The organism is Haladaptatus pallidirubidus, from assembly GCF_020700235.1.
Lineage (GTDB): Archaea > Halobacteriota > Halobacteria > Halobacteriales > Haladaptataceae > Haladaptatus > Haladaptatus pallidirubidus.
Genome location: NZ_CP085301.1, coordinates 3,489,467 through 3,515,874, shown reverse-complemented (window position 1 = coordinate 3,515,874; position 26,408 = coordinate 3,489,467). Strand labels below are relative to the sequence as shown.

Here is a 26,408-nt window from a genome sequence, read left to right as displayed (position 1 = left end):
CGGAACATATCTTATAACTGCTACAGTAATCCACCCGAGAGGATTTACTCCAGACTGGTGTTGTGCGATACGAATGCCCGCCGGATTCCTCGCCGAAAACCTCGCTGTCGTACTCACAGCACTGCTGTTCGTTCTCTCCGGCGGCGGCGTCCTTTACGCGGTTCAGTTCCGTACCCTTCGCCGCGGAACCGAGAAAGCATCCATCGACTCGCTTCGGGAGACTGTCGCGGGACAGAACCGAGTCGCACTCGTCGTTCCGGAAGGCGCGAGCATCGACTCGCTCGCGTCGGCGGTCGGCTTGCAAGCCCTGTGTAAGGATTGGGGCGTTGCGGGTCGAATCGCCGCGGAGGGTGAGGTAACCGGCGAAGATAGCAAGGCGTTCTGCAATATTTTCGACGTGGATTTGACGACTATCGACGGACGGGGCGACCAACTACAAGATTGCGACGCGGCAATCGCAGTCGGCGGCGGCGGCGCGGTTCCCCGACTCTCGAACAATCCGCCGGTTATCTGCGTCATCCGCCACCGACCGACCGCGGAGGAAAACATTCTGACCATCACGCGAACCGACGACGGGGCGACTTCGACCGTCGTCACAAAATTGATTCGGGATGCGAAACTGATTCCCGACCAGCGAGTCGCCACGGCGCTGTTGTACGGCATCCGCGCCGGAACCAGGGAGTTCCGGCGAGCCAACGGGAAAAACGATTACGACGCCGCCGGTTTCCTCCACGCCTTCGCGGATTTGGGCCGCATCGAGGATTTACGCTCGCCGGGCGTCAGCGGCGACACCTTCGACGTGCTCGGCGAAGCTATCGCCAACCGGGAACGGCGGGCGAGTTTCGCCGTGACGAACGTCGGCGTGGTTCCCTCAGTGAGCGCGCTCGAAGAGGCCGCGGATTCCCTCCTTCGGTTGGAGGGCGTTTCGACCGCGGCGGTGTTCGGCATCCACGAGGAAACCATCGTCATCTCCTGTCGAGCGGAGGACGTTCGAACCAGCGCGGTGGACATTCTCGACGGCGCGTTCGACGCGAGCGAGACAACCGGCGGGAACACGGACGCCGCAACCGCCCGCGTTCCGTTGGGAATCTTCGCGCAGGTCGATGGAGAACACGCGACCACCTTGGATTCGCTCATCGACGCCAGTACCCGCAAAGCGCTGTTCGCCGCGTTCGAAAGTTCGTAGTTCACCGCGTTCGAGAATTTGTATGTTTGATATCGGGTGTCCGTAGGTTCGACACTGTGTACCATGGAAACGAAGGTTCTTGTAGTCGCCTGTGGTAGGGCCGCGTATGGGTCTCTTCGATAGGCTCCGTGGAGATGACGACCCTCGGGTAGCCTTCTTTGGTATCGACGGCGTGCCGTACAGCTTTCTTAAAGACAACGCCTCGGAGTTTCCGAACATCGCGTCCCTCGCGAAGGAAGGAAGCGCCGGAGCGATAGACAGTATCGTTCCGCCCGAATCCTCCGCCTGCTGGCCCGCCCTCACCACGGGCGTCAATCCCGGTGAGACTGGTGTCTACGGCTTCCAAGACCGCGAGGTCGGTTCCTACGACACCTACGTTCCGATGGGCCGGGACGTGCAGGCGACGCGAATATGGGATCGCGTTGCCGAATCCGGTCGGGATGCGACCGTGATGAATGTCCCCGTGACGTTCCCGCCGCAGCGAAACGTCCAGCGCATGGTTTCGGGATTCCTTTCGCCCGGCGTGGACAAGGCGGCGTACCCCGACGAACTGCGGAATTACCTGAACTCCATCGACTATCGCATAGACGCGAACGCGAAGTTGGGTCACAAAGAGGATAAATCCGAGTTTATCGAAAACGCCCACGAGACGCTCGAAGCGCGCTACGAGGCGTTCCGCCACTACATCGAGCAGGACGACTGGGACCTCTTTTTCGGCGTCTTCATGACGACCGACCGAGTGAACCACTTCCTGTTCAAACACTACGAGGAGGACGGCGAGTACAAACAGGAGTTCATCGACTTCTACAAGAAGGTGGACGAATATCTCGGCAAACTCCGCGACGCGCTGGCCGACGACGTTACGATGGTCGTCGCGAGCGACCACGGGTTCACTAGCCTCGACCACGAGGTTCACTTCAACCAGTGGCTCGCAGACGAGGGCTGGCTCTCCTACGAAGACGACGACCACGAGGAACTCGGCGACATCGCCGACGACACCGCTGCCTACTCGCTCATTCCGGGGCGATTCTACATCAACCTCGAAGGGCGCGAACCGCGTGGAAGCGTCCCCGAGGACGAGTACGAGGAGAAGCGAACCGAACTCAAGGAGATGCTCGAAAACTTGGAGGGGCCAAACGGCGAGAAGGTCTGCGCCCAAGTCGTAGAAAAGGAAAACGCCTTCCGCGGCGACCATGAAGACATCGCGCCCGACCTCGTCGCGATTCCAAACTACGGATTCGACCTCAAAGCCGGATTCAAAGGTCACGACGACGTGTTCGGCGTCGGCCCGCGGAACGGCATGCACAGCTTCGACAACGCCTCGTTGTTCGTGGATGATTCGAACGTGACGATTCCGGAAGACGTTGACCTGCTCGACATCGCGCCGACCATCCTAGACCTAATGAACATCGAGTACTCCGGTAACGAACTCGACGGGCGTAGTCTGGCCTGAAACGGGCGATTCGCCCCCGAGCCGCGATTCCCTTTTCGATCCGTTTCCAATCCGATTTCACTCGATTTTCGATGGTAGTCTACAACGAACCCATTTTCGCTTGCGAATCGGTTTTACCGCCGACCTACGAACTTCCGACGAATGAGTGACAGAGTCGGTGTTCTGCTAATCATCGTCTCCGCGGTCGGATTCGGTACCCTCGGTATCTTCGGCAAACTCGCGGCGGACGCCGGACTGTCGATTCCGACCGTCCTCTTCTTTCGGTTTCTGCTCGCCACCGCGCTGGTCTGGGGGGGTCTCGCCGTCCGCGGGCGACTCCGTCGCTTTTCCGGAAAAGATTTGTTCATCGGTCTCGGCCTCGGCGCGTTCGGCTACGCCGCGATGAGCGGTCTGTACTTTTGGGGCTTGTCGTTCATGACCGCCGGACTCGTCGGCATCCTGCTCTACACCTACCCCGTCTTCGTCGTCGTACTGTCCGCGCTCGTCCTCGACGAGCGCGTAACCCGTCGAACCGCCTCCGCGCTCGTTCTGGCGCTAACCGGCGTCGCGCTTATCACGGGCGGCAACCCGGTAGGCGCTGACCCGCGCGGAATCGTTATCGTCCTCGTCGCCGCCGTTGTGTACGCGGGGTACATCACCATCGGTCGAGTCGCGCTGGACAGCGTTCCCGCGGACCAACTGACGGCCCACGTCCTCCCCGCCGCGGCCTGCGCGTACCTGTTCTTTGGCTCCGCCACGGGAGAGCTGTTCGTTCCCGTCGCACTCGCCGAGTGGGGAATCGTCGTCGCCATGGCCGTTCTCGCCACCACGATTCCCATCTTCGCGCTCTTCGCCGGAATCAGCAGAATCGGCGCGAGCCGCACGAGCATCGTCAGCACCGTCGAACCGGTCGTCACGCTTCTTCTGGGGGCGGCCATCCTCGGAGAACCGGTTACTGTCGTGACGGTCGGCGGCGGTGGGTTGGTTCTCCTCGGAGTTCTGCTCGTGCAAATCGAGTGAAAAAGAATCGAGAACCGAAGTTCAGACCGCATCCGGTTTGTCGTGAATCACGAGGTTAACGTCGCGTTTTTCGCCCTCTAGATCCGCGACGATTCGCTCCACGACGCGCTCTGCTTCCTTGAGTACGAGCGGTTTCGCCTTGTTCACGACCCACCCCATCGAGACGAACATCGGCAAGTTGAGCATGCTGCTGTCGGCCGAATCCGCGTCGAAGTTGATGGAGAGCCACACCCGCGAAGCGGTTTCTTTCCCTTCGGGAGCTTCCTCGGGAACTTCCTCGACCCGCCAGTGACCGTGGGCGTGAATGTCTTTGATTATCTTCCAATCGATGCGGTTCGGGCGGTCGAGTTCCGTCACTTCGGAGCGCACAGTGTACTTCACTTTCCACCATTTCAGATGAATGTCGTACTCCGTCCCTGGCCCACCGTCGCCCTCTCGCGTGACTCCGGTGAGGTGTTCCGAGTAGTTTGCGTATCCCGGAAAGTCGACGAGAAACTCGTAGGCCTCCTCCGGCGGCACGTAGACGACGGTGCTGAGTTCGACTGAATCCACACCGTTCGGTTCCGTGCGGCTGAAAGTAAACATTCCGGCGGCGGGATGGGTGATGATTTTACCGACGGAAGCGAGCCGCTCGAAAAACACGAGTTGAGTGGCCGACGTGAAATAGGGTTGAATGTGCCAGTAAAATCCTTTCAATGCTACCGTGAAAAGGAATAGGTATGGCAGAATCAGAAGAAGACGTTTCCTGCGAACAGTGCGGCGAATCGTTCGAACGAGAAGCGCAGTTGAACGAGCATCTGAAAGAATCCCACGACGTCGCTCCGAACGAAGCGAGCGAAGACGCCGCGGCGGCAGGGTCAGACGCCAGTGCATCAACCGGTTCCATCACCGATGAAACGAACGACTCCCCGTCGGCGGCGGAGCCGTCCGAAGCCGCCGGCCCGTCCGCGAGCGATGCAGACGTTCGTCCCGAAACTGGCGATTCTGACTCCGATGGGGACGATTCAGATTCTGATTCCGACGAAGACGATTCCTAAACCCGTCGGCCATCAACACGGCAGTTTATGCCATCTCACAAGTAACCCCCGACTATGACGCGCTACGATGTGGTCATCGTCGGCGGCGGTGTCGCGGGACTCTCCGCGGCCATCTTCACCGCCCGCGCAGACCTCGACACGCTGGTCGTCAACGACGGGGTACCAATCCTCTACCGAAACGCGATTCTGGAAAACTTCCCCGGTTTCCCCGTCGGAATCGACTCGCGGTTGTTCAGCCTCATGCTGGAAGAACAGGCCGAGCGCGCCGGATGCGCCCGACTCGATGCCACGGTTTCGGACGTGCGCCGCGCGGACGAGAGCGACGGATTTTCGGTCGTAACCGACGAGGAAACCATCGACGCAGAGCGAGTCGTCGCGGCGTCGTGGTCGGATTCTGACTACCTCGACGGTTTCAGCCTCGATTTCGAGCAGTCCGGAAGCAAACGGTTCGTCTCGGTGGACGACGCGGGACGAACCGGTGTCGACGGACTCTACGCCGCCGGACGACTGGCAGAGCAGTACCACCAAGCCATCGTTTCGGCGGGCGACGGGTCGAAAGTCGGAATTACGGTGGTACAGGACGCCATCCCGGATTTCTACCACGACTGGGTCGCCCCGGAGGGATACTTCACTAACCGCGACCGCGACGTTCCGGTCGGCTGCGAGGAAATCTCGGAGGACGAGCGTCAGCGCCGGGCGCGGCGGGCGCACAACCGCCTCCGGAAATACGTAGAGGAGTGGGAGGACGAGACACCGGTTCCGCATCCGAGTTTCGTGGAAAAGATGGAGTAAAGGGTGTGAGTGCGTAAGGAAATCTGTGTTGTAAAACAGCACTTTCCCGCTCGGTGCGTGCGAGAAACGTGCGAGGGACGAAAGAGCGGAGCGACCGAGGAGGTTGAGGGACGCCGACGCCAATGAGACCGCTCTGCCACCGCCCCGCAACCGCATAAGCCACAACCCTCCCCAGCCGATTTCTTCACTCGCTAACGTTCGTTCAGTCACCCCTCGCGCGATAGGTGACGAAGCGACGAGGACGCGTCGTCCGAGTCGCTACGCCAGCGCGTGCCGGAGTGGTTTGATTCGGTTGTCTTTTGCATTTTGTTTGTCCGACTCAGTGCCCGCCAGACGAAACGTGAAGACCCACGATGCCGACGACGATGACGCCGATGAAGGCGATTCTGAGCACATCCGCGGGTTCATCGAAGAGAACGACGCCGAGGATTGCAGTACCGACCGCGCCGATGCCCGTCCAAACCGCGTAGGCCGTGCCGACGGGAAGCGTTTTGAGTGCTTCCGCCAGCAGCACCATGCTGATGACGAGGGCGACGACGGTGGCGACCGAGGGCCAGAATTTCGAGAAACCGTCGGAGTATTCCAATCCGATGGCCCACGCGACTTCGAACAGTCCGGCGATAATCAGAATCTTCCACGACATCGGTTCGTTTTGGAAGGGGGGAAGGGAATGTATTCCGTTTCTGCATCTCGATCCCACAGCCGCCCTTCTACTCTGCCGAAATCCAAGTGACTTTATCAATTTGCTCTGAACCGTCTACGAAATGAGCGGCGAGGAAAATGGCTGACGACGAGGTAGATCCGGACGAGTTGGGAGAGTCCGTCGAACGGCCGATGTTTCGGCTGTTCGCCGAGTACGGGGACGACCATCTCCGCTGGTTTATCGTCGGTATTCTAACCAGTATTTCCGCGAGATTTCTCGCACTCGTTCCACCGGTCGTTCTCGGCGTCGCGCTGGACGCTGTTTTCTACGGCGAAAAGGCGTATTCGCTCCCGTTACTGCCGGAGGCGTGGATTCCACAGACCACGATGGGGCAGTTCTGGTTCTCAATTCAAATCATGGCGATTTCGATGGTGCTCGCCGCGTTCAGTAATTTCGCACTTGCATCCAGCCTAAATCTGTTCTCCCATCGCGTGAAACACGAAGTTCGGACGGAAACCTACCAATGGATGCAGAGACTCGACATGGAGTTCTTCGATGACCACAAGACGGGAGAACTCATGAGCATCCTGAACAACGACACAAACCGCCTCGAACTGTTCCTCGACAACATGATGGGAAGCGCGATTCAACTTTTCGTCCTCATCATCGGAATCGGATGGGTTCTCTTTTCCATCAACGAACAGTTGGCGCTGGTTACCCTCTCTATCATTCCCATCGCGGCGCTGTTCACGTGGTGGTTCATGCGCCGAATCGAGGCGTTCTACGCCGATATTCGCTCGTCAGTTGGCGATTTGAACACACGGTTGGAAAATAACCTCGCTGGCGTCGAAGTCATCAAAACCGCCGGAACCGAGGAATTCGAGGACGAGCGTGTCCGAAACGCCTCCTACAAATATTTCAGGCGCGATTGGAAGGCGCTTCGGATGAACTTCATCTACCGACCCGGACTCCAACTGCTCACCTCAATCGCGTTCATCGCTACCTTCATCGTCGGCGGATTGTGGTATCTCACTGAACCGCCATTGGGGTTCTCGGGAGACCTCTCCGTCGGCCAACTCGTCACTTTCCTCTTGCTCACCCAGCGCATGGTCGAACCCCCTCACGCAGATGAGCGAAGTCGTGGATCGGTACGAGGACGCGAAGGCTTCTGCACGCCGGATTTTCGGTCTCATGTCGATTCCGCCCAGCATCACCAGCGGGCTGGACGCGAGCGAACTCGATTCCGTCGAAGGCCGAGTTGATTACGACCACGTGGATTTCTCCTACGACGATGGCGAACGGGTGCTAGATGACGTGACGTTCACCGCAAACCCCGGCGAAACGGTCGGACTAGTCGGCCCGACCGGTGCCGGAAAATCAACGATTTGTAAACTCCTTCCGCGCCTTTACGACGTGACCGGCGGCGAAATCCGCGTCGATGGAACCGACGTGCGCGACCTGACCGTCGAAAGCCTCCGCGAACACATCGGCTACGTCGGGTAAGATACGTTCCTCTTTGACGGAACAGTGCAGGAGAACATTAGATACGGAGCGTTCGACGCGACGGAGGAGGAAATCGTCTCCGCCGCAAAAGCCGCGGAGTCCCACGTGTTCGTCACCAATCTTCCCGAGGGCTACGATACGCGAGTGGGGGAGCGCGGCGTGAAACTCTCGGGGGGCCAACGCCAACGAATCTCCATCGCGCGAACGATTCTGGCCGACCCCGAACTGCTCGTGCTGGACGAGGCGACGAGTGCGGTGGATACCGAGACGGAGATGCTTATTCAACGCAGTCTCGATCGTCTCACCGAAGACAGGACGACGTTCATCATCGCCCACCGCCTTTCGACGGTGAAAGGCGCGGACACCATCCTGTCGGTCGAAGACGGGGAAATCGTGGAACGTGGCACCCACGAAGAACTGCTCGAAAAGGACGGTCTGTACGCGGATCTTTGGCGGGTACAGGCCGGCGAAATCGACGCGCTTTCGTCGGAGTTCGTGGAGGAAGCGTCCCGGCGGGCGAGCGCGAGCCAGGTAAATAGCGGGTCGAACTGAACGGCAATCCGAACCGAAACCAACGGTCGAACCCGTGACCTTTTACGGGATACCGAACCCAGTAGCGGGTAATGCTTAGCGGAGTAAACGTGGCGTTGGGGGTGACCGGAAGCATCGCGGCGGTGAAAGTAGTCGAGTTGGCGCACGAACTGCGCAGGCGCGGCGCGAACGTCCGGGGGGTGATGTCGAAGGGAGCGCAGGGAATCGTCCACCCGTGGGCCGTCGAGTTCGCGACCGACAACCACGTGGTCACCGAAATCACGGGCAAAGTCGAACACGTCGAACTCTGTGGCCGCGACGGGTGGGCCGACGTGCTTCTCATCGCGCCAGCGACGGCGAACACGGTCGGGAAAATCGCGGGTGCAGTGGACGATACCCCGGTAACGACCTGCGCGACGACCGCACTCGGCGCGGACGTTCCGGTCGTCATCACGCCCGCCATGCACGAACCGATGTACGACCACCCCGGCGTCTTAGATGCCATCGAGCGCGTCGAATCGTGGGGCGTCGATTTCGTCGAACCGCGAATCGAAGAAGGCAAAGCGAAAATCGCCACCGAGGATATGATTGCGCTCGACGTGGCGCGAGCGACCGGCGACCAACCCCTCGCCGGAACGGGAATCGTCGTCACCAGCGGCGCGACGAGCGAACCCCTCGACCCCGTCCGGGTGCTAACCAGCCGTGCGTCGGGAAAAACGGGGAGAGCAATCGCCCGCGCATGCTACGTCGCGGGCGCGAACGTCGCGCTCGTCCACGACGCGCCGGACGTGCCCTACGCAACTGGCGTACAGGTCGAAACCGCCGAGGAGATGACGGACGCCGCGAACGATCTCGTGACGGCGTTTCCGGCCGACGCGCTGATTTCCGTGGCCGCAATCAGCGACTATACGGCGGACACCGCGGAGGAAAAGATTCGCTCCGGACAAACCCTCTCGCTCGAATTGCACCCGACGCAGAAGCTCATCGATACGGTTCGTGAGAACCACCCAGACCTCCCAATCGTCGGCTTCAAGGCCGAAACCAGCGGTGACGATTCGGCGATGGTCGCTGCCGCCCGCGAAACGCTTTCCCGTGCCGAGTGTTCGTTCGTCGTGGCGAACGACGCGAGCGTGATGGGCGAAGACGAGACGAGAACGCTGTTCGTCCGCGAGAACAGCGTTCGGAAGTACAGCGGGAGCAAAGAGGAGTTGGGAATTCGCGTGGCGAAGGAAGTCGCTAACGAGTTAACGAAGACAGAGTGACCGTATTTGTAGCCGACACTCTGCTCCGACACACTCTCTATTTCCTTCAGTGCCGCACATTTCACGTTCCATATCGCAACCGCGTCGAATTATCAATTTTGGCACACAGCAGGCCGAACTGACGATTTTCCGTATGCATTGCCATAGAAATGGCATCGAAACATAATTTCAACAATTCCAATTTCTCAAATACGGTTTTCTACGCATGAAATATCATATTCTAATACATGGATATGGACAGCTATATCTTTATTAGGTATGGGTATCAAAGCCTGATATAACGCGCTTACCATCTGAAGAAAGCAAGATCGAACGAGTACGAAAATATACTAAATTCGACATTACAAATTATATATCGAAATATTTGGTAATCTTGATGTTCTCGATAGTGAAGAATGCGCGTCGCAGGAGAATACAACAATATGACACTCAAAGAAAAATTCGACGGGAATATATCTAAAAAATAGATGTATTTCGACAGTTATCGTCGTAATTTTAATAGTTGCAATTACCGTTATTTTAGCCGCAGTGATAGGAACGTTCGTGATGGGTCTTGGTGACAATCTTAACACAAATGTCCAAGCAGGTGCCTCGATTCAAGGAGATAATACAGATAACACGATCACCATCTCATTTGCATCAGCACAGGAGTCAGACACAGTTCTTGAGGTGACGACGACAAATGCAGGAACCTCTGATGGTGAAGCAACCCTCAGTGAAGTCGGTGATACGATTACTTTCAAAGATGGCGCTGCTGACGATACGAGTAGTGGTTCTGCTTCGATCGATACAGACGCAGAAGGTCTTGATGGGAATACCATCACAGTTACAATTACAGCAATAAACGACGACACACGAACTGTCGTACAGACGAAAGAAATCGAGCTGTAAAAGTTCGTTTACCTTATATTTATTCTTGCGTTAGTAGCATATTCCCACCGCTTATTAGTTAGCATTTTCTTGTATATTAGTCAATATTTTTAACTATCCTCTTATCCTCTCTCGAAGAGGGGAAAATGACCCTCTCGAATATCGTCGCTCATCGGAAAAGCCATCAGCCGCGAATTTCAGGAGAACCCCCCGGGGAGGGGGCATGGAAACAAATCGAACCCTGCTGGGTCAGAGTAGGGGTTTTGGCAACCGATTTGCTGAGGTGCGGGTCTCTCCCACCCGCATTTGCTCAGAGGGTCGGGACGGTAAAAGAAATGAGCCTTACCCGTACTGAAAGTGAAAGTGGTTCAGGAGAGTTGGTTGGAATCGGATGCAAACAGTGTCCCCGAGACGGTGACATTGGTTCTGACGAGGGACTGTTTGTTGATGCCGACTCCACGCCACGCCTGCGAGACAATGATTTTGGCGTCGTGACTTCTGCGGTCGTCACGACGCTACACCACGCCCTCGCTCGTCGCTCGCTCCTTGCAGTCGCTCACTCCTTGATTCGCCCATTGCCACGGGCGAGCGAAAAAGGAACAAGTAGCGAAATTACGAGTGACTGCGGGAGCAGGTGTGATTTACAGTCTCATTCCCGTCAAAATCTTCATCTCCAACCCAAAGGCATCGCTCGCACTCAACAATGTCTGACAATAATCAAATAGCTCCGACTGTGTCTATGTCTCACCCTCGCGGGCGATACCATCACCTTTTACTGCTGGATTGAATATCCCCAGCATGGACCAGTTGAAGCAGTCGCTTCTCGAAGCCCCGATTATCGAGAAAGACGGATACCACTACTTTGTCCATCCCATCAGCGACGGGATTCCGATGCTCGAACCGACGCTCCTGCGGGAAATCGTCATCAAAATCATCCGCAAGGCGGATTTGGAAAACGTCGATAAAATCGTCACGCCCGCGGCGATGGGGATTCACATCTCGACCGCCGTCTCGCTGATGACCGACATTCCGCTGGTGGTCATCCGCAAGCGAAAATACGGCTTGGATGGCGAAGTCGCGCTCTCCCAGCAGACCGGTTACTCCGAGAACGAGATGTACATCAACAACGTCGACGAGGGCGACCGCGTCCTTCTGCTGGACGACGTGCTCAGCACCGGCGGGACGATGAAGGCCGTCACCGAGGCGCTCGAATACATCGGCGCGGAAGTCGTCGACGTGTGCGCCGTCATTAAGAAGGTCGGTGCGAACGAACTGGATGACACCGACTATCAGGTCAAGACGCTCATCAACGTAGACGTGGTGGACGGCGAAGTCGTCATCGAGGACGAACACGGCGACGGGTGAGATGTTCTCCCGTCAGTTCTTGGCGATGGTTTCGACGTTCACACTCGTGACGGGCGCGCTTCTCGTCGGTGACGCGCTCAACGGGACTGTCGTTACGAGCAGATATGGGATAACCTCGCCAGCGTCCGTTTTCCGGGTGGTTCCCGGTCTCGTCTTAATCTGGGTGGGCTACACCCTGCGGGAGAACAAAGAGAGGTTCGTCTCCGCTTACTTCGCCGGGCGAGATGCGGCGGCGAAAGCCAACGAGGAACCGAACGACGGTGAATTCGACGAGCGGATGTCGCCCATCTCCGGCGACGGTTTGGAGAATCTCGAAGCACGGGAACGCGACGCAGACAAAGACGAGTAAGGCTCGTTGCAGAAGTTTTATGCTTGTGCCACAGTAGCACAAACCATGGCGTTGAAAAATAGTGTTCCACGGCCACTTCGTGGCCCAGTCGGGCTACTGTCGATAACCGTGGCTCTGTTGGGTGTCATTATCGGATACATATACGTCCTATTCGGAATATCGCTGTATTTTAAACTGATTCCGCAGATGGAGAGTACGATGAGTACGGGTGAATCGCTCATCGTTCTCGCTACCGGCGTCGCCTTCATCGGCCTCGGCTACGCTGGCTGGCGTGGATTCAACTACTTCGCTTACTAAGCTATGGACATCCGAAACCACCCCGACGCACCGGATTTCAGCGAGCTTCAAGACGTCGTCGTCGAGCCAATTCCTCAGACGGAAATCGAGGCCCGGAGAGCGGACGGCGAATTGTTGGTCGAGGATAACGTTCGCCAACGCGACGACCTGAACGTCGTCGCGTACATCAGCGGCGACCGTGACGCGTCGCGAACCGACAACATCGGCATCCCGTACTATCGGCTCACACAGTTGTTCGGAACACCGCAGTTCCCCGAACTACAGGCAGGAGAAGATATTAGCGGTCGAACCGATGCGACGTTTAAGTACCTCTTTCGGGTGACATATAAGGGGAATCACGACGAACTCCCAACGAAATGGCTCATGACGGTTCACGATTCCCACGTCAGGTTCGCCGCCAGCGTCGCCGAATGGCGCGACGAGGCGACGGAGTTCACCGCCGATTCGAAACTCGCACTCACGACATACACGCTCGCGCTTCAACTCGTCCTCGAACCGGTCGAGTGTGTCTACGAAGATATGCTCTTTTAGGCCACCATGGATAATATCGGAGACTTGGTTTTCTACTGGTTGACCGACGAGACGAATCTAACGATACTGCTCTTCTCCCTTGCGGTACTGCTTAGCATATCGAGCCTGCTACTGTTTTTCATCTCCGGCGGGCAATCGCCCACTCGATTGGAGCTAGGACTCCTCGTTGCGGCGATGGGAGTCCTGTTCTATCTGTCCCTGCGAAACAGCGGCTTCTGACGCTATCGAGTTACGACGTGCATGACGGTGAACGTGAGCGCAATCGACCCGACGAGAAGGCCGCCGAACACGGAGAGTATCGTCCCGTACTCGTACAGGCCGTACCAGTAGCCGCCGTATGCCAACAAGATGAACGACGGCACCGAAAGTAGTAAGAAAAGCGACGAGAGATAACTTGCCAGCGTCGGATCGTCGCCGTGATTTGCGAATGTGCCACGTTCGCGAACCGAGCGTTCGCGCGTGGGAACGTCTTTCGACACAGACGCGTCTACAAACGCACAGAACAAAACCCTTACGTTGAGGCGTATGCGTCGATAGTCAGCGCCGAGAGATACGCGCCGAGGAACACCGCCGAGTAGACGATAATCGCGGCGGTGACCGCGGTTCCGGCCACCTTCGGAAGCAGTATGTCGCGTGCGCCAGCGGTGTACGGTAGAATCCACAGCGGGGCGAGCCACACGCCGACCAGCGTAAAGCCCCCGGTAAAGAAGCCGACGAGTCCGACGCGAATGCTCTCTCGGAGACCGTTCGCGAGCAGGTGTGCGTACACCCCCGCGAGCGCGGTGATACCTAGAACCAGTTGTGGGTCTATAGACGCAACCATCAGCTCGGACATGTTGTACGTAAACGCGCCGATTCCCCCCATTACGCCGGTTACGAGACCTTTTGAGAGTATCGACAGCCAGTATCGACGTTGTTGATTGCCTTGGGCGCTATCAGACGCCCATTCGTTCGCCGTCTCGGTCATTGACCTTCCCCGGTTGTAACTGGTATCGAAACGCCCTTTTCTCCGATTTCGCCTCGAATCGTTCCCGAGAGCGTCACTGACTCTGATTCGATTGCGGTCTTCGCCTCGGACGACTGCTCCGAATTCAAGTCGATGTGTATCGTCGTCTCGACCGTTTCGCCGGCAGGAATACGGACTCCGTCGAGCGAGGTTGTCGTTCCGTCCGTTAACTGCACGTCTCCATCGTGTGCGTGGAGTATGCCGCTGGAAAAGACGATGTCTCGTCTCGTTGGATTGCGTATCTGGAGCGTCGTGGACAGGTGTTCGCCGTCGTCCGAAACGGTGTACTCCGTCGCCGCCACATCGACGCTCCCACTGTTCATCGTTGCGAGGTGGCCCTGCATGGTCGGAACGAACAACCACGCCGTGACGACGACTGCACCGACGAGAAGCGGTTGTTTCGGCCGGGAGGCAAAGCGAGTACGTAAATTCGACATAAAGATGTGATTATAGTTATGCGTATCAGTACTGTAAGAGTTTCCCTCGGTAGCAGAAAGTAAAATGGCCGTGTCGATGACGCTCAGTCGGACGCGTCCGGTGCGACCGCTTCCGGGTTCGAAGCCGAGGATTCGAACAAATGACAGGCTGCAATTTGGTCTCCCGACTGCCGGAGTTCCGGATGGCGCTGTTCGCACACCGTTTGGAACTCCCTATTGAGTTGCTCCATGGCGTCTTCTTCGTTCCCCTCGATGAGATCACGGGCGGCAGACCGGAGTGCGTTCTCGGCTCGTCGAGGCATATCGAGTGCATTCACATCGACTGTACCCTTGCTCTCGGCTTCGTGACGGTGTTCCTCGGGGAGTTCCAACGTGAGCCCGGATGCGAGCAGTTGGTCAACCGCCGACCGTTGTTCGTTGGCGTCGATCTCTTCGACTTCGAGGTCATCCATCGCCGCGCGGCGCTTGAACTGGAACGCTCGTCGGAACGCATCTTGACTCCCCGTCCAGTCCTCCGGCGGAATGATCTTCGCGCATCGCGGGTGGAATCGACAGCCACTCGGCGGGTTTCGCGGATCCGGAACCTCGCCGGTGACATTCGCCCGGTGTCGTTCCGCGTCGGGTTCGATTTCCGGCACCGCGTCGAACAACGCCTCCGTGTAGGGGTGTTTCGATTTCGTCACCACGTCGCTCGTCGATCCCTGCTCGATGATGTCTCCGAGGTACATGATTGCCGTTCGGTCGCACATGTATCGGATAAGGGAGAGGTCGTGGCTGATGAACAGATAGGTCAGCCCGTACTCGTCCTGTAATTCTTTCATCAGATTCAGCACGCCCGCTCGAATCGACACGTCGAGCATCGACACAGGTTCATCGCAGACGACGAAATCCGGATTGACGACCAGCGCGCGCGCAATCGCAACACGCTGGCGCTCTCCGCCCGAGAGTTCCTTCGGAAACTCGTTCAAATACGCCTCGGCGGGCGAGAGTCCCACGTCGTTTAGCACCTCGACGACCTGCTCCTTTCGGTCTCGGTATCCGTCTCCGATGTCGTTTATCTTCAACGGCTCGACGACGGATTGGAAGACCGTCATCCGCGGATTCAGGCTCTCGAACGGGTCTTGGAATATCATCTGGACGCGCTGACGGAACACCCGTTCGTCCTCGCGCGAGAGTTTGGTTACGTCCCTGCCGTCGAAGCGAATCGTCCCCTCCGTCGGGTCGTAGAGTTTCACCAGCAGTTTTCCGAGCGTAGTCTTTCCACAGCCGGATTCGCCAGCGATACCCATGATGTCGCCGCGGTTGATGGTGAGGTCGACGTTCTGGACTGCACGAACTGGCTGTGGTTCCTTCCCGAGTAGTCGGTCGACGACACCCTGCGACAGGTCGAACAACTTCGAGACGTTCTCGATTTCTACTAGTGGGTCTGCGTCGTGTTCTGATGCCATGTTTTCTCCTTTTTCGCTTCAGTGCGCATCGTTTCGAGTTCGTCAATTCGATAGCAAGCCGACCGGTGCACATCGGGAGAAATCGCTTCCGTTCGCCGTCCCCCTCCCGCCTTTTCGACGTCGTATCCCGGTGGGTGTGCCGAGTGACATTCGTCCACGACGAACGGACAGCGCGGTGCGAACCGACAGCCATCGTTCGGGTCGAGCAGCGTCGGCGGCGATCCCGGTATCGAGATGAGTTCCTGCTGTGCTTCTTCGACCGTTGGGAACGAGTTTTTCAACCCGAGCGTGTACGGGTTTGCGGCGTTGTTGAGAACTTCTCCCATCGGACCGCTCTCCATCATCTTCCCGCCGTACATCACCGCGAGTTTGTCGCAGATTTCGGCCATGACGCTGACGTCGTGGCTCACGACGAGGATTGCGACGTTGAACTCCTCTTGGAGCGCTTCGAGCTCTTCGAGGATACGGTCTTGAATGATAACGTCGAGCGCCGTCGTCGGTTCGTCCGCGATGAGCAAATCCGGATTGCACGCCATCGCCATTGCGATGACGGCGCGCTGTTTCATTCCGCCACTGAACTGGTGAGCGTAATCGTCCGCGCGGTCGGGTTCGATACCGACGCGTTCGATGAGGTCGCGGGCGCGTGCGTCCGCTTCCTCCACGGATGTTCCCGGTTCGTGACGCAGTATTGCTTCCGTAATCTGGTCACCGACTTTGTACACCGGGTTGAGCGCGTTCATCGCACTCTGTGGAATAAGCGCGATGTCCCGCCATCGAACGTCTCGAATCTGTTGGTTGTCCAGTTTTGCGAGGTCGGTTTTCCCGTCCGCTCTGACCGGGTATCGGTCGTCGTTGATTATCTCCTGTCGCGCGTTTCCGTTTTCGTCTTCCCATTCGGGAAGGGTTCCGTCGAACCAGATTTCACCACTCTCGACGTATCCGTTCGAGTCGAGCAGGTGGATGAGCGACTTGGCTAACGTTGTTTTTCCACACCCCGATTCACCGACGAGACCGTAGGTTTCGCCGTGGTTGACGTTGAACGTGACACCATCGACGGCGTGAACCTGCTTGTCTCCGGCGTCGTAGCGAACACGAAGGTCGTTTACTTCTAGTAGTGACATATCATTACTCCTGTGGGTTGGCAACGTCCTCCACCGAGAATCCGATGAAGTAGAACGCCGCGGCGATGGACGTGATTGCTAGTCCGGGCGGAATCAGCCACCACGGCGCGTCGTATATGTGATTGTGCGATTTCACGTTCTCGATCATCATTCCCCACGAGTTGGCCGTGAAATCCGCCAGACCGAGGTACGCGAGCGATGCCTGTGCGAGAATCGCCACCGCGGCGTCCTGTGCCAGAAACACGAACGCGAGCGGGAGAACGTTCGGCAGGATGTGCCGGAAGACGATTCGGGTGTCGCTAGCACCAGCGACTCGTGCTGACTCGACGTACGCTCGTTCCTTGAGCGAAAGCGTCTCCCCGCGTATCAGGATGCAGTTGTTGAGCCACGACGTAATCGCAATGCCGAGGATGATGTTCGTCGTCGTGATTCCCCGAATCGCAACGAGGACGATGAGGAACGGGAGGAACGGCATCCCGTACATCACGTCGACGATACGTTGGATAGTCTCGTCAATCCACGTGTCACCGTAGAAACCGCTGATGAGGCCAAGCGGAACGCCCACCAAACTCGACAGGATTCCGGCGGCGAAGCCGATGTAGAGTGCGTTCTTTGCCGAGTAGACGAGCAGCGTTAGAACACCTTCCCCGGATTTATTCGTTCCGAGCGGTGCGAAGAACGGGTCGCCGAACGCCGGCGGGTGTGGCAGTTGCTGTCTCATCTGGGGTGTTAGGTACGCGTACTGGTCGTTTCCGATGAACGCTCGCCACTCCAAACTGTGCGGCGCGAACACCGACGGGAAGAGCGCCCACAGGATGTACATCACCAAGATGAGCATTCCGAGAACGCCCATCTTGTGCTGTGTGTATCGGCTCCATCCCCGCTTGAAACGCTCGATACGCGGCTCCCACCGTTCCTTGACCGAACTGACCGCTGACGCGTTTTCAGACTGTGTTGACATTTATGAATTCTCCCCGAACTTGATTCGCGGGTCGAGATACGTGTAGGCGATGTCGGTCACCAATCGCATGACGATGATGAGGACTGCGAGGATGAAGAACGCGGCCTGCGTGACCGGATAGTCCTGTTCTAACACCGCACCGACCAGCAGTTTCCCGATGCCGGGCCAACTGAACACGCTCTCGATGAGGACGCTCCCGTCGATGAGGAACGCCAATCCGACGATTGCCTGCGTTGCGACTGGAATCAGCGCGTTGCGGGCCGCATGCTTCATCATCACGGTGCGCTCGCTGAGGCCTTTGGCTCTCGCGAGAAAGACATAGTCCTCCCCCGTGACGTTGTTCATCGACGGGCGCATGACGAGCATGGCTCCGACCCACCCCACGAACGCGATACTAAACAGCGGTAACGCGATATGATGTAAGATGTTCGTCATCGCTAGCCACGGCGTCCAATCGGCCACCCCGAACTGGTCGACCATGTACGTGCTTTTCAGCCATCCGAGTTCGAAGTGGAACAGCCAGATGAACAGCCATGCAATCCAGAACGCGGGCATGGAGTACATCGTCAGGCCGGACGTGTAGATAATTTTATCCTTACTCGTACCGCGCCACCATCCCAGATACATGCCGACGAGCGGACCGACGGTGTACGCGACGACGAACCCTGCACCGAATAGAATGAGGGTGCGTGGCAGTCGGCGAATGATGACATCCCAAACTGGTTCTTTATGCATCGGGGAGCGCCCGAACTCTCCCGTCTGGTAATTTACCATGAAGTTCGTGTACTGTTTCCACAGCGGCTCGTTGAGTCCCCAAATCTCGCGGAGACGTTCGACCTGCGACGGGTGCATCTCCGGTGTGATCATGTTCGTGATAAACGACCCCGGCATGCTCCGGACGAGAACGAATAGAATCGTCATAATCACGAGCAGAGTCAGGTAGGAGACTACGAGGCGCTTTGCGAGATAGCGTGTGCTAATCCTACTCATTGTTTGCTAACTATTAATTTCGGTATGCTGTTTACCATATCGCTTACTATTGTGTATCCATGCCATGCATGGTACACATTCATTATCAATATAGTGATTCTCGTACTGGCTACGTACTAAATTCAACCTAACCCCCAACTGATCGGTGAAAAACCGGCAACGAGGGTCGTAGACCCTGTTATTACTCTTTCAAGTTGTCGTTGAGGAACATGTTACCGTACTCGGTGCTCCAGTTCGCGTAGGCGGGGTCGACGATGTTCTCGACGAAGCCGCCGAATTTAGCCGTGTTCATCGGCCAGCGATACTTCTCGTAGTCACGAAGCATGTACGGCATGTCGAGGTAGATTTTCTCCATCGCTCGTGCGAACTTCTTTGCACGCTCTTCGGGGTCGGTTTCGCTGTACGCGTCCGAAAGGAGGTCGTCGGCACCGCTGTCGCCGACACCGTATCCCGTGGAATTGTAAGCGAACTGTTCCGTGTCGTCGCCCGCGTTCTCGGAGTGGAAGAACGAGTGGAGCGAGATACCGTACGCACTGGTTCCGCCCCAGCCCATCGGGTAGACGTCGAAGTCTTCCTCGTTGTACACCTTGCCGGACATCGTGTTGAACGCAATCGGTTCGGTGCGAACCGGGATGCCGATTCGGTGGAGATTGCCCGCCCACTGCTGGATGGCTTCCGCTTCATCCGGCTGCTCGCTCGGCGGGTCGATAAAGATGGTAATCGCGTCGCCGTCCATCATCTCCGGAACGGTTTGACCGTCGATTCGAATCTCCTTGTCCACTTCGACGTCCGCGTCCTTGAGCGCCTGCGATTGAACGGATTCGAACGTGTAGTTGTACTTGGCTTCCGACTGGCTGGCTTCGACACCCGAGAACGTGCCGGGGAACTCCTGACCCGCGTACGTGCCGGACTTGCTGATGACCTGGCCGTCGGTAAGGAACTTTCGAACCCCTTCCACGTCGGGTTTCTTTCCTTGTCCTTCCACACCGCGGAAGTTGAACGCTTCTGTCTCCGGAGCGGTCAGCAGTTCGCCGCCGAAGACCGTCTCGGGTCGGACGCCCTTGTAACCGGGGGACTGTGCGTAGTCGCCCTTGATAACGAAGTCGCCTTTGAGGGATTTGACCCAGAACTGTTCGTCCCACATGAACGCCATCGCCTGGCGGAACGCCACGTCGTCGAGCGGTTGGCGTCGGAGGTTGAAACCGTAGTAAGCGAAACCGCTGTCGAATCCCTTAACGAGACCGAGACCGTCTTGGTTTTGCGCCTTCGGAATGCTCGAAACGTCGAGGGTTCCGTAGTGGGTGTCGATGTCGCCGTTCATGAACGCCTGTGTCATGGGTGCGATGCCGCCGTACACCTTGAAGTTCACGCCGTCGAGGAACGGGCCGCCGTGGAGAAGCGATTGGTGCTCTTTTATCCAGTCGAGGTCGTTGAGCGCGTACGTGTTCTCGATGTAATCGCGTCGGAACTTAACTTGCATCGACGTGTCCGGGTTGTACTGGACGAGCTTACCCGGTCCGGTCCCGACCGGCCCCTCCTCATTTTCGTCCATCGGGTTGTAGTTCTGGTAATCGACATCCTCCCACTTGTGTTTGGGAAGCATCGGAACGTAGCCGAGAACCTTCGAATCCCACACACCGACCTGTCGGGACAGCTTGATGTGGAAGTCCCAGTCGTTGCTCGCTTCCTCGATTTTCTCGTAATCGTTCCAAACCGAGAACTCGCCCGGTTCGTTGTCGAGCATGAACTGGTAGGAAAACAGGATGTCTTCCGTCTTGAACGACTCACCGTCGTTCCACTCCAACCCGTCCGAGCGCGCGTTAAAGTAGATGTCCGGCTTTTCGCTGTCCCCGTTTTGCAGTTCCCAGTCGGTGAAAACACTGGGTTTGACCTCGAACGTTACGGGGTCTTGGGAGACACCATAGTTGTAGACCGGGCTGAGTCCGACCGCAGAATACACACTGCTGGCCAGTATGATACTCGGACTGTCGGGAGCTTCAGGCAGACCGTAGCGGAGCGTTCCACCCGGTGTGATATTTTCCGGGTCGACGTTGACGGTGTTCACGCCTTCGGTCGTTCCGTCGTCACCGCTCGTACCGGTGCCCTCCGGGTCGTCGTTATTACCAGAACAGCCAGCAAGGGAGAGAGCAACAGCACCAGCCCCACTCACCTTTAGGAAGTTCCGTCGGCTTTCGTCTGTACCACTTCGGTTGCGTCGCCGTGGCATACCAAAGACTTGTAGAAGATGTATTTAAAACTACTGATTGCTGAAATCTTTTAGTTTTGAGAGCATTATAACAGATGAAAGCGGATCTAAACCAGTCTCAGAGATTTATAATGGAAATGGGTGAGGTATGATAAATTATCATTACTGTTCACTAGCAGCTTCTCTGGCTAACATCCAGTAGTATATCGTTCCGGCGACCGCGGTCGTTCCCAGCATGAGATGGGACTCCGATGAGAGCACCCCCGTGTTCTCCTGGGTCCAGTAGACGCTCAACGCCGACCAGATGCTCGCGATGAAAAACCCGGCGGTCAACAGCCAGAGTCCTAGCGGCTTCCGTCCGGAGCGAAAAGCGGCGATGGCGACGACCATCGTAACTCCCGCCATAACCCCCACGACGCCGCGCGTTCCCAACATTCCGTTGCTACTGGGAACGAAACTGGTATAAATCGTCCGTTTTCTGCTGACCGTTCAGTCGTTCGAGAATCGTCTATCGAGTCACTTGACGCCGAGCACTTCGAGAAGCGTGGTCGCCGCCGCGTGCGACGACTCCGGGCCGCGTGCGGTGAGCAAATCACCGTCTATCCGGACGCTGGTGTCCGAATCGAGTTCAGCATCCCAGTTACCGCCTGCCGCCTTCACTTCGTCTTCGACCCAGTAGGGGAGCTTTCGGCCATCCGGCATGCGGTCGTGGTCGTCGACGATTCCGTCCTCCCACTCGTTCGGGAAACCGGTCACGTCGCATCCTGCGACGAGGAACTTTCCGTCTCTGTTTCGGGTGAACGCCAGCAGTCCGACCGCGTGACAGACGACGAGCGCTTTTCCGTCTTCGCCCTCAACGACGTTCCGAAGCAACCGACGCGCGTGTCTGTCCTGATTTACGTCCCACTCCGTTCCGTGACCGCCGGGGAACACCACCGCATCGTACATATCGCTGTCCGCATTCGCGATGGGCATCGGATTTTGCAGTCGTTGGTCGCTCTCCTGTGCCTCGCGGACTCGGTTCGCCGTTTCCTCGCCGACGTTCTCGGGGTCGATGGAGCGCTCGTCCACGACCGGTTTCGAACCGCTCGGCGTCGCAACGGTTATGTCGGCGCCCGCATCCGAAAGTGTCTGAAGCGGATCGATGCATTCTTCGCCCCAGTATCCTTCTTCGCTGACTACGAACAGGACGGATGTCATGGGCCGAACTAACGCGTCCGTATCAATAAACCGGATGGCCCCGGAAGCACCTGCTTGCTCTCCTCTGCTGGTCTTCGAACGTTCATAGCCTTCCGACCGAAAACGTCGAAAGCAGAACGTTCCGAAGTAGCGGACGAGAGATTCGAATACCGTGAAAATTGCGGAAACAACCCTCACCGGAGTTAATTTTTCAAAAATAGCGGGAGGTAGATTTGAACTACCGATCTGCGGGTTATGAGCCCGCCGGAATCTCCTGGCTATCCCATCCCGCTGTATCATCGTAATGCCGTCCGGTAGTTAAGGGTTGTGATTCACTAGCCGTATGCGGTTTTGTACCGCAATTTTACTGCCCAATTGAAAATATACGATTCGATTCATGATTTCGAGACACAACGACCCCAAGACGTATATCGTTCTGGCACACGCACAAAGGCAGAGATGGAGTTCGCGCTTATTGGTCTCTGGCTGGCCGTCTACTATGCCCTCGCGCTTGGCGGCCTTCCAGTTGCCGCCGCGCTATTTTCCCGATTTCCCGACCGAGGAGCGACGTTCGCACTGCCGGTTTCGCTGACGATACTTACTCTCATCACGTACTGGCTCGGGCAGTTCGCGTTCGACACTACCGTCGTCGCCGTCGCAGTTCTCGCTCTCGTCATTCCTTCTGCACTTCTCACGAGGCATACCCCCGAAATCGACCTCCGCGGGTACGCCGAAGCGATGGCCGTGTTTACCGCCGCATTCGGATTCCTCGTCCTCGTCCGGGCCGTCGACCCCGGAATCGTGGCGACCGGCGGCGAGAAGTTCCTCGATTTCGGGCTGCTGAAATCGCTCATGCGCGCTCCCGAACTCCCGCCCGAGGACATGTGGTTCGCGGGCGAACCGGTTCGCTACTACTACGGCGGTCACCTCGTCGCCGCGATTTTGACGAAACTCACGGGGACCGCACCGAAGTTCAGCTACAATCTCGCGCTCGCCGGATTCTACGGAATGCTCGTCAGCACGGCCTACGGACTGGCGCGGGCGGTGGCCGACCGTTACAGAACGTCGTCACGTCTCGCCGGCCTTCTCGCCGGATTTTTCGTCGGCTTCGCTGGCAACGTCTTCACTCCTCTTCGCTTGCTCGCAAACGCGTTTCCGAGGGTGTTGGTCAAAACCATCGCAACTCCGTTGGAGATGCGACCGACGGACTTTCCACTCGAACCGATGGAGTTCTGGTACTGGGAAGCCAGCCGCGTGATGGTCGGCGCCATAAACGAGTTCCCCCTCTTCGCGTACATCAACGGCGACCTGCACGCTCACATGATGGGACAGCCGTTTTTACTGTTCGTCACCGCGCTCGGCTACGCGATATATCGCTCCCACACGGAAACTCGGTGGCGACAACTGCTCGTCTTCGGCGTACTTCCGCCGGTCGTCGCGTTTCTCGGCACGATTAGCTTCTGGAGTTTCCCGACCGCACTCGGCATCGTTTGGCTCTCGCTCACCTTCGCCGAGGAACATCCAGCGACGCTCGTCCCCGGCGTTACGCGACTGTCCGAGAATCGATTCACACTCGCAGACGAATTCGACAGAACGGGTGTTTCACTGGCGATTACCATTGTTGTCGGCGCGCTGGCGTTTATCTGGGCCGGGCCGTTCGTAGTGAACATCCTGCTCGGGTCGGCCAGCACCAGGAGCATCGGCTTTTTCCCCGACAGGAGTAGCTTCGTGGAACTGCTCGTCGTTCACGGCGCGTTTCTCCTCGCGTTCGCACTTTATCTCGGAAGCCACATCGAATGGCCCGAAAACGACGCAGTAGGACTCGGCATCCTCGGCGGACTCCTCCTGTTGTTCGGCTGGCAGAGCGGCTTTGCGGCGGTGGTGCTGGTCGCCCCGCTTCTCGTGGCGGGATGGCTTCTCCTCCGTCGGGACTCAAACCTCGGCTTCGAGACGGTTTTGCTGGTCGCGGGCGCGGGCCTCGTCCTCCTCGTCGAGTTCGTCTACGTGCAGGACAACGCGATTGCTGGCCGGTTCAACACCGTATTCAAGGTTTACATGCAGGTCTGGGTGTTCTGGGCCGTCGGCGTCGGGGTCGTGTTGGCCCGACTCGCGACGGATTCCGTACCTGGATACACTGCAAAAACGAGGCTCAAATCGGCGGAAACGCCCCCTCCGCCGATTTCTCGCCGGGCCGGAATGGTCGTTTTCGTCTGTCTCCTCGTGCTCTCGACGTCCGTCTACGGCGCGTTTGCTCTCGGCGAACACGTCGGGTCGGAGAAACCGGTTCATCGCGCGGACGACCCGTCGCTCGACGGAATGGCGTTCATCTGGACGACGCACGGAGACGAGGCCGGTGCAATCGAATGGCTAAACGAAAGAGAGGGTCGACCGCACATCGTTTCCGCGCAGGGACAGCCCTACCAGTGGGGAAGTCCGGCGTCGTCGCTCACCGGCGTTCCGACCGTTCTCGGCTGGTATCAGGAGCGAATCTATCGCGGGCAACCGGCCTACGCGGAGCGACAACGCGACGTGGAACTGATTTTCAGATCGAGCACGGAGTGGTCTACGCGCGCCAACACGCTCGATAAATACGACGTCAAATACATCTACTACGGTCCGCGCGAGCGACAGCAGTACGGCAGAACGGCGTTCGGAACCTTCCCTGGAATTGAGCAGGTACATCACTCCGGGTCGGTGTCGATTTACGAGGTGAATCAGACGGTCATCGACGAGGAAACGATCAGTCCCGATTAATCCAGCGACAGCCCCGGATGCCAGCGGTCGACACCGGCCGCCGCCTTCTGTTCGTCCATCTGCGCGAGTAGTTTCACTGCGAGGGTGGCCGTCTCCGCGGCGCGGGATTCGCCCTCGGTTCGGAACTCGCCCGTTTCGCGGTTGGCGTACACCGAACAAACCGCACCCGCGCGGAGGCCGTAGATGTTCGCAATCGTCAGAATCGCGCTCGCCTCCATCTCGATGTTTTTGACGTTCGCGTTTTTCAGGTGGGAGACCAACTCGTCGCCGCCCTCCGCACTGAAGCCCTCGAACCCGGGGCGGCCCTGTCCCGCGTAGAAGCTATCCGCGCTCATGGTGATTCCGGTGTGGTAGTCGTAGCCGAGTCGTTCCGCGGCGGCGACGAGGGCCGAAACGACCTCGTAATCCGCGACTGCCGGGTACTCCTCACGGACGTACTCGTCGCTCGTACCTTCCTGTCGAACCCCGCCGGTCGTGATGACGAGGTCGCCGACGTTCATCTCGGGTTGAATCGCACCGCACGACCCGACGCGGATGAACGTGTCCGCACCGATTCGCGCCAGTTCCTCCACCGCGATTGCGGCGGACGGACTGCCGATTCCGGTCGAAGTGACGCTGATTGGCGCGTCCTCGTAGGTTCCCGTCGCGGTTCGGTATTCGCGGTGATAGGCGACTTCGTCGGCGGAATCCCAGAACTGCGTTATCGTATCCACGCGCTCCGGATTTCCGGGGAGGAGCACCGCGTCGGCAACGTCGCCCTCTCCGACTTCGATGTGATACTGGACGTCCGCGTTCGGATCTTCGCTGTCATCCATGTCATGTGGGTTCGTCGCCGGAAAAATAGGTGCTTCGTCGTGGCTTCGCTGTGTGTTGCGGTATTATTCCAGCATCTCCTCGGTAATCGTGTTCGGGAGTAGTTCGCCGAGTGTGTACGTAGTTGCCTCGCCGTCACCCTCATCACAGACCACTTCCAGCGCCTCGTCGCAGAACTCCGCAAGCGTCTGGCGACACATTCCGCACGGAGTAACGCCGTCCCGTCGCGCGGAACTCACGGCCAGTCGTTCGAACTCCCGGTGACCCTGTTTTATCGCCTCGGCGATTGCGACTTCCTCCGCGTGGAGCGAGTTACTGTAGTTCGCGTTCTCGATGTTACAGCCGACGAAGACGGTTCCGTCTACGGTTCTGAGCGCCGCACCGACGGGATAGTCCGAGTACGGAACATGCGCCTGTTCCTGTACCTCGCGTGCCTGCTCGACGAGTTCGTCCATGCTGGAGTAGTGTGTGACGACGGTTCAAATAAAATCCGAAGGTAAACTCACAACCCAGAACATTTGATTTCGGTTTCCTTCCGGCGCGCGAAGGCGCACCAGAGGTGCGCCCGCACGAGGTCTTCGTGAGCGACAAAGAAGCGAACGAATGGCACGTCAGAGCTGATCTCTGACGGTGGACGACTGAACAGAGTGAAGGAGTCGGTTGGGGAGGACGAGG

At 57.8% G+C, this 26,408-nt stretch carries 26 protein-coding genes, 1 tRNA gene and 1 pseudogene; 13 read left to right on the top strand and 15 right to left on the bottom strand.

All coding sequences use genetic code 11. The annotated features are described in order from the left end of the window. Positions 1–73 precede the first annotated feature (73 nt). From LIX15_RS19020 to LIX15_RS19010, 3 genes are all read left to right on the top strand, one after another. On the top strand, positions 74–1,186 hold the full coding sequence (locus tag LIX15_RS19020; RefSeq protein ID WP_227775082.1) for a DHH family phosphoesterase: 1,113 nt from the start codon (positions 74–76) through the stop codon (positions 1,184–1,186). Positions 1,187–1,292: 106 nt separating this feature from the next. Beyond that, entirely contained in the window at positions 1,293–2,639 is a 1,347-nt protein-coding gene (locus LIX15_RS19015; protein ID WP_227775080.1) for an alkaline phosphatase family protein, read from the top strand. Between the two features lie 141 nt (positions 2,640–2,780). Then, positions 2,781–3,638: a DMT family transporter gene (locus LIX15_RS19010; protein WP_227775075.1), complete on the top strand. Its 858-nt coding sequence runs from the start codon at positions 2,781–2,783 to the stop codon at positions 3,636–3,638. A 21-nt stretch (positions 3,639–3,659) separates the two neighbouring features. Here the strand turns inward: LIX15_RS19010 and LIX15_RS19005 are convergent, their stop codons facing one another. Then, the gene (locus tag LIX15_RS19005) at positions 3,660–4,190 is read right to left on the bottom strand and encodes an SRPBCC family protein (protein WP_227775073.1); all 531 of its coding nucleotides are present in this window, start codon (positions 4,188–4,190) and stop codon (positions 3,660–3,662) included. Between the two features lie 167 nt (positions 4,191–4,357). Between LIX15_RS19005 and LIX15_RS19000 the strand changes: the two genes are divergently transcribed. Both LIX15_RS19000 and LIX15_RS18995 read left to right on the top strand, forming a co-directional pair. Next, entirely contained in the window at positions 4,358–4,675 is a 318-nt protein-coding gene (locus tag LIX15_RS19000; RefSeq protein WP_227775071.1) for a C2H2-type zinc finger protein, read from the top strand. A gap of 54 nt (positions 4,676–4,729) precedes the next feature. Beyond that, the gene (locus LIX15_RS18995; protein ID WP_227775070.1) at positions 4,730–5,467 is read left to right on the top strand and encodes an FAD-dependent oxidoreductase; all 738 of its coding nucleotides are present in this window, start codon (positions 4,730–4,732) and stop codon (positions 5,465–5,467) included. Positions 5,468–5,786: 319 nt separating this feature from the next. On the opposite strand, the gene sugE is transcribed toward LIX15_RS18995, so the two are convergent. Next, a complete protein-coding gene (sugE, locus tag LIX15_RS18990) occupies positions 5,787–6,110 on the bottom strand; it encodes a quaternary ammonium compound efflux SMR transporter SugE (protein ID WP_227775068.1) in 324 nt (107 codons plus the stop codon). A 137-nt stretch (positions 6,111–6,247) separates the two neighbouring features. Between sugE and LIX15_RS18985 the strand changes: the two are divergent. From LIX15_RS18985 to LIX15_RS18955, 7 genes and pseudogenes are all read left to right on the top strand, one after another. Continuing rightward, positions 6,248–8,165 (top strand): annotated as a pseudogene (locus tag LIX15_RS18985) (ABC transporter ATP-binding protein). A gap of 71 nt (positions 8,166–8,236) precedes the next feature. Continuing rightward, a complete protein-coding gene (gene coaBC, locus LIX15_RS18980) occupies positions 8,237–9,406 on the top strand; it encodes a bifunctional phosphopantothenoylcysteine decarboxylase/phosphopantothenate--cysteine ligase CoaBC (protein WP_227775066.1) in 1,170 nt (389 codons plus the stop codon). A 450-nt stretch (positions 9,407–9,856) separates the two neighbouring features. Further along, positions 9,857–10,297: a type IV pilin domain-containing protein gene (locus LIX15_RS18975; protein ID WP_227776932.1), complete on the top strand. Its 441-nt coding sequence runs from the start codon at positions 9,857–9,859 to the stop codon at positions 10,295–10,297. Between the two features lie 777 nt (positions 10,298–11,074). Then, positions 11,075–11,641, top strand: coding sequence for a hypoxanthine/guanine phosphoribosyltransferase (gene hpt, locus LIX15_RS18970; protein ID WP_227775064.1), 567 nt, complete (start codon positions 11,075–11,077; stop codon positions 11,639–11,641). 1 nt (position 11,642) lies between these two features. Further along, positions 11,643–11,990: a hypothetical protein gene (locus LIX15_RS18965; protein WP_227775062.1), complete on the top strand. Its 348-nt coding sequence runs from the start codon at positions 11,643–11,645 to the stop codon at positions 11,988–11,990. Positions 11,991–12,290: 300 nt separating this feature from the next. After that, on the top strand, positions 12,291–12,818 hold the full coding sequence (locus tag LIX15_RS18960; protein ID WP_227775060.1) for a hypothetical protein: 528 nt from the start codon (positions 12,291–12,293) through the stop codon (positions 12,816–12,818). A 6-nt stretch (positions 12,819–12,824) separates the two neighbouring features. Then, on the top strand, positions 12,825–13,037 hold the full coding sequence (locus tag LIX15_RS18955; RefSeq protein WP_227775058.1) for a hypothetical protein: 213 nt from the start codon (positions 12,825–12,827) through the stop codon (positions 13,035–13,037). 2 nt (positions 13,038–13,039) lie between these two features. Here the strand turns inward: LIX15_RS18955 and LIX15_RS18950 are convergent, their stop codons facing one another. From LIX15_RS18950 to LIX15_RS18900, 11 genes are all read right to left on the bottom strand, one after another. Continuing rightward, positions 13,040–13,297: a hypothetical protein gene (locus tag LIX15_RS18950; RefSeq protein WP_227775057.1), complete on the bottom strand. Its 258-nt coding sequence runs from the start codon at positions 13,295–13,297 to the stop codon at positions 13,040–13,042. Positions 13,298–13,329: 32 nt separating this feature from the next. Further along, positions 13,330–13,785, bottom strand: a complete 456-nt coding sequence (locus LIX15_RS18945) for a hypothetical protein (RefSeq protein ID WP_227775055.1) — start codon at positions 13,783–13,785, stop codon at positions 13,330–13,332. Beyond that, positions 13,782–14,261: a hypothetical protein gene (locus LIX15_RS18940; protein ID WP_227775053.1), complete on the bottom strand. Its 480-nt coding sequence runs from the start codon at positions 14,259–14,261 to the stop codon at positions 13,782–13,784. The genes LIX15_RS18945 and LIX15_RS18940 overlap by 4 nt, the downstream gene beginning before the upstream one ends. Positions 14,262–14,344: 83 nt before the next feature. After that, positions 14,345–15,709 carry an ABC transporter ATP-binding protein gene (locus LIX15_RS18935; protein ID WP_227775051.1) on the bottom strand — a complete coding sequence of 455 codons (1,365 nt, stop codon included), beginning with the start codon at positions 15,707–15,709 and terminating at the stop codon, positions 14,345–14,347. Further along, positions 15,679–16,830: an ABC transporter ATP-binding protein gene (locus LIX15_RS18930; RefSeq protein ID WP_227775050.1), complete on the bottom strand. Its 1,152-nt coding sequence runs from the start codon at positions 16,828–16,830 to the stop codon at positions 15,679–15,681. The genes LIX15_RS18935 and LIX15_RS18930 overlap by 31 nt, the downstream gene beginning before the upstream one ends. A 4-nt stretch (positions 16,831–16,834) precedes the next feature. Beyond that, complete coding sequence (locus LIX15_RS18925; RefSeq protein WP_227775048.1) at positions 16,835–17,791, bottom strand: ABC transporter permease; 957 nt, start codon at positions 17,789–17,791, stop codon at positions 16,835–16,837. After that, positions 17,792–18,781 carry an ABC transporter permease gene (locus tag LIX15_RS18920; RefSeq protein ID WP_227775046.1) on the bottom strand — a complete coding sequence of 330 codons (990 nt, stop codon included), beginning with the start codon at positions 18,779–18,781 and terminating at the stop codon, positions 17,792–17,794. It lies immediately after the preceding gene. Positions 18,782–18,962: 181 nt separating this feature from the next. Continuing rightward, the gene (locus LIX15_RS18915) at positions 18,963–21,008 is read right to left on the bottom strand and encodes an ABC transporter substrate-binding protein (protein WP_227775044.1); all 2,046 of its coding nucleotides are present in this window, start codon (positions 21,006–21,008) and stop codon (positions 18,963–18,965) included. 141 nt (positions 21,009–21,149) lie between these two features. Beyond that, the gene (locus LIX15_RS18910) at positions 21,150–21,422 is read right to left on the bottom strand and encodes a hypothetical protein (protein WP_227775043.1); all 273 of its coding nucleotides are present in this window, start codon (positions 21,420–21,422) and stop codon (positions 21,150–21,152) included. Positions 21,423–21,503: 81 nt separating this feature from the next. Continuing rightward, positions 21,504–22,187 (bottom strand): type 1 glutamine amidotransferase domain-containing protein, encoded by a 684-nt coding sequence (locus tag LIX15_RS18905; protein WP_227775041.1) that lies wholly within the window; start codon positions 22,185–22,187, stop codon positions 21,504–21,506. 197 nt (positions 22,188–22,384) lie between these two features. Next, a tRNA-Met gene (locus LIX15_RS18900) sits at positions 22,385–22,459 on the bottom strand. Between the two features lie 166 nt (positions 22,460–22,625). Here LIX15_RS18900 and LIX15_RS18895 point away from each other — a divergent pair. Then, a complete protein-coding gene (locus LIX15_RS18895) occupies positions 22,626–24,920 on the top strand; it encodes a DUF2298 domain-containing protein (protein WP_227775039.1) in 2,295 nt (764 codons plus the stop codon). On the opposite strand, the gene LIX15_RS18890 is transcribed toward LIX15_RS18895, so the two are convergent. Both LIX15_RS18890 and cdd read right to left on the bottom strand, forming a co-directional pair. After that, positions 24,917–25,735, bottom strand: coding sequence for a nucleoside phosphorylase (locus LIX15_RS18890; RefSeq protein WP_227775037.1), 819 nt, complete (start codon positions 25,733–25,735; stop codon positions 24,917–24,919). The genes LIX15_RS18895 and LIX15_RS18890 overlap by 4 nt on opposite strands. 63 nt (positions 25,736–25,798) lie before the next feature. Further along, complete coding sequence (gene cdd / locus LIX15_RS18885) at positions 25,799–26,188, bottom strand: cytidine deaminase (RefSeq protein ID WP_227775036.1); 390 nt, start codon at positions 26,186–26,188, stop codon at positions 25,799–25,801. Positions 26,189–26,408 lie beyond the last annotated feature (220 nt).

What these genes read in the sequence shown, in the direction of transcription:
- LIX15_RS19020 (WP_227775082.1), top strand. Translation starts at nt 74, where the DNA reads ATGCCCGCCGGATTCCTCGCCGAAAACCTCGCTGTCGTACTCACAGCA.
- LIX15_RS19015 (WP_227775080.1), top strand. Translation starts at nt 1,293, where the DNA reads ATGGGTCTCTTCGATAGGCTCCGTGGAGATGACGACCCTCGGGTAGCC.
- LIX15_RS19010 (WP_227775075.1), top strand. Translation starts at nt 2,781, where the DNA reads ATGAGTGACAGAGTCGGTGTTCTGCTAATCATCGTCTCCGCGGTCGGA.
- LIX15_RS19000 (WP_227775071.1), top strand. Translation starts at nt 4,358, where the DNA reads ATGGCAGAATCAGAAGAAGACGTTTCCTGCGAACAGTGCGGCGAATCG.
- LIX15_RS18995 (WP_227775070.1), top strand. Translation starts at nt 4,730, where the DNA reads ATGACGCGCTACGATGTGGTCATCGTCGGCGGCGGTGTCGCGGGACTC.
- sugE (WP_227775068.1), bottom strand. Translation starts at nt 6,110, where the DNA reads ATGTCGTGGAAGATTCTGATTATCGCCGGACTGTTCGAAGTCGCGTGG.
- coaBC (WP_227775066.1), top strand. Translation starts at nt 8,237, where the DNA reads ATGCTTAGCGGAGTAAACGTGGCGTTGGGGGTGACCGGAAGCATCGCG.
- hpt (WP_227775064.1), top strand. Translation starts at nt 11,075, where the DNA reads ATGGACCAGTTGAAGCAGTCGCTTCTCGAAGCCCCGATTATCGAGAAA.
- LIX15_RS18965 (WP_227775062.1), top strand. Translation starts at nt 11,643, where the DNA reads ATGTTCTCCCGTCAGTTCTTGGCGATGGTTTCGACGTTCACACTCGTG.
- LIX15_RS18960 (WP_227775060.1), top strand. Translation starts at nt 12,291, where the DNA reads ATGGACATCCGAAACCACCCCGACGCACCGGATTTCAGCGAGCTTCAA.
- LIX15_RS18955 (WP_227775058.1), top strand. Translation starts at nt 12,825, where the DNA reads ATGGATAATATCGGAGACTTGGTTTTCTACTGGTTGACCGACGAGACG.
- LIX15_RS18945 (WP_227775055.1), bottom strand. Translation starts at nt 13,785, where the DNA reads ATGACCGAGACGGCGAACGAATGGGCGTCTGATAGCGCCCAAGGCAAT.
- LIX15_RS18940 (WP_227775053.1), bottom strand. Translation starts at nt 14,261, where the DNA reads ATGTCGAATTTACGTACTCGCTTTGCCTCCCGGCCGAAACAACCGCTT.
- LIX15_RS18935 (WP_227775051.1), bottom strand. Translation starts at nt 15,709, where the DNA reads ATGGCATCAGAACACGACGCAGACCCACTAGTAGAAATCGAGAACGTC.
- LIX15_RS18930 (WP_227775050.1), bottom strand. Translation starts at nt 16,830, where the DNA reads ATGTCACTACTAGAAGTAAACGACCTTCGTGTTCGCTACGACGCCGGA.
- LIX15_RS18925 (WP_227775048.1), bottom strand. Translation starts at nt 17,791, where the DNA reads ATGTCAACACAGTCTGAAAACGCGTCAGCGGTCAGTTCGGTCAAGGAA.
- LIX15_RS18920 (WP_227775046.1), bottom strand. Translation starts at nt 18,781, where the DNA reads ATGAGTAGGATTAGCACACGCTATCTCGCAAAGCGCCTCGTAGTCTCC.
- LIX15_RS18915 (WP_227775044.1), bottom strand. Translation starts at nt 21,008, where the DNA reads ATGCCACGGCGACGCAACCGAAGTGGTACAGACGAAAGCCGACGGAAC.
- LIX15_RS18910 (WP_227775043.1), bottom strand. Translation starts at nt 21,422, where the DNA reads ATGTTGGGAACGCGCGGCGTCGTGGGGGTTATGGCGGGAGTTACGATG.
- LIX15_RS18905 (WP_227775041.1), bottom strand. Translation starts at nt 22,187, where the DNA reads ATGACATCCGTCCTGTTCGTAGTCAGCGAAGAAGGATACTGGGGCGAA.
- LIX15_RS18895 (WP_227775039.1), top strand. Translation starts at nt 22,626, where the DNA reads ATGGAGTTCGCGCTTATTGGTCTCTGGCTGGCCGTCTACTATGCCCTC.
- LIX15_RS18890 (WP_227775037.1), bottom strand. Translation starts at nt 25,735, where the DNA reads ATGGATGACAGCGAAGATCCGAACGCGGACGTCCAGTATCACATCGAA.
- cdd (WP_227775036.1), bottom strand. Translation starts at nt 26,188, where the DNA reads ATGGACGAACTCGTCGAGCAGGCACGCGAGGTACAGGAACAGGCGCAT.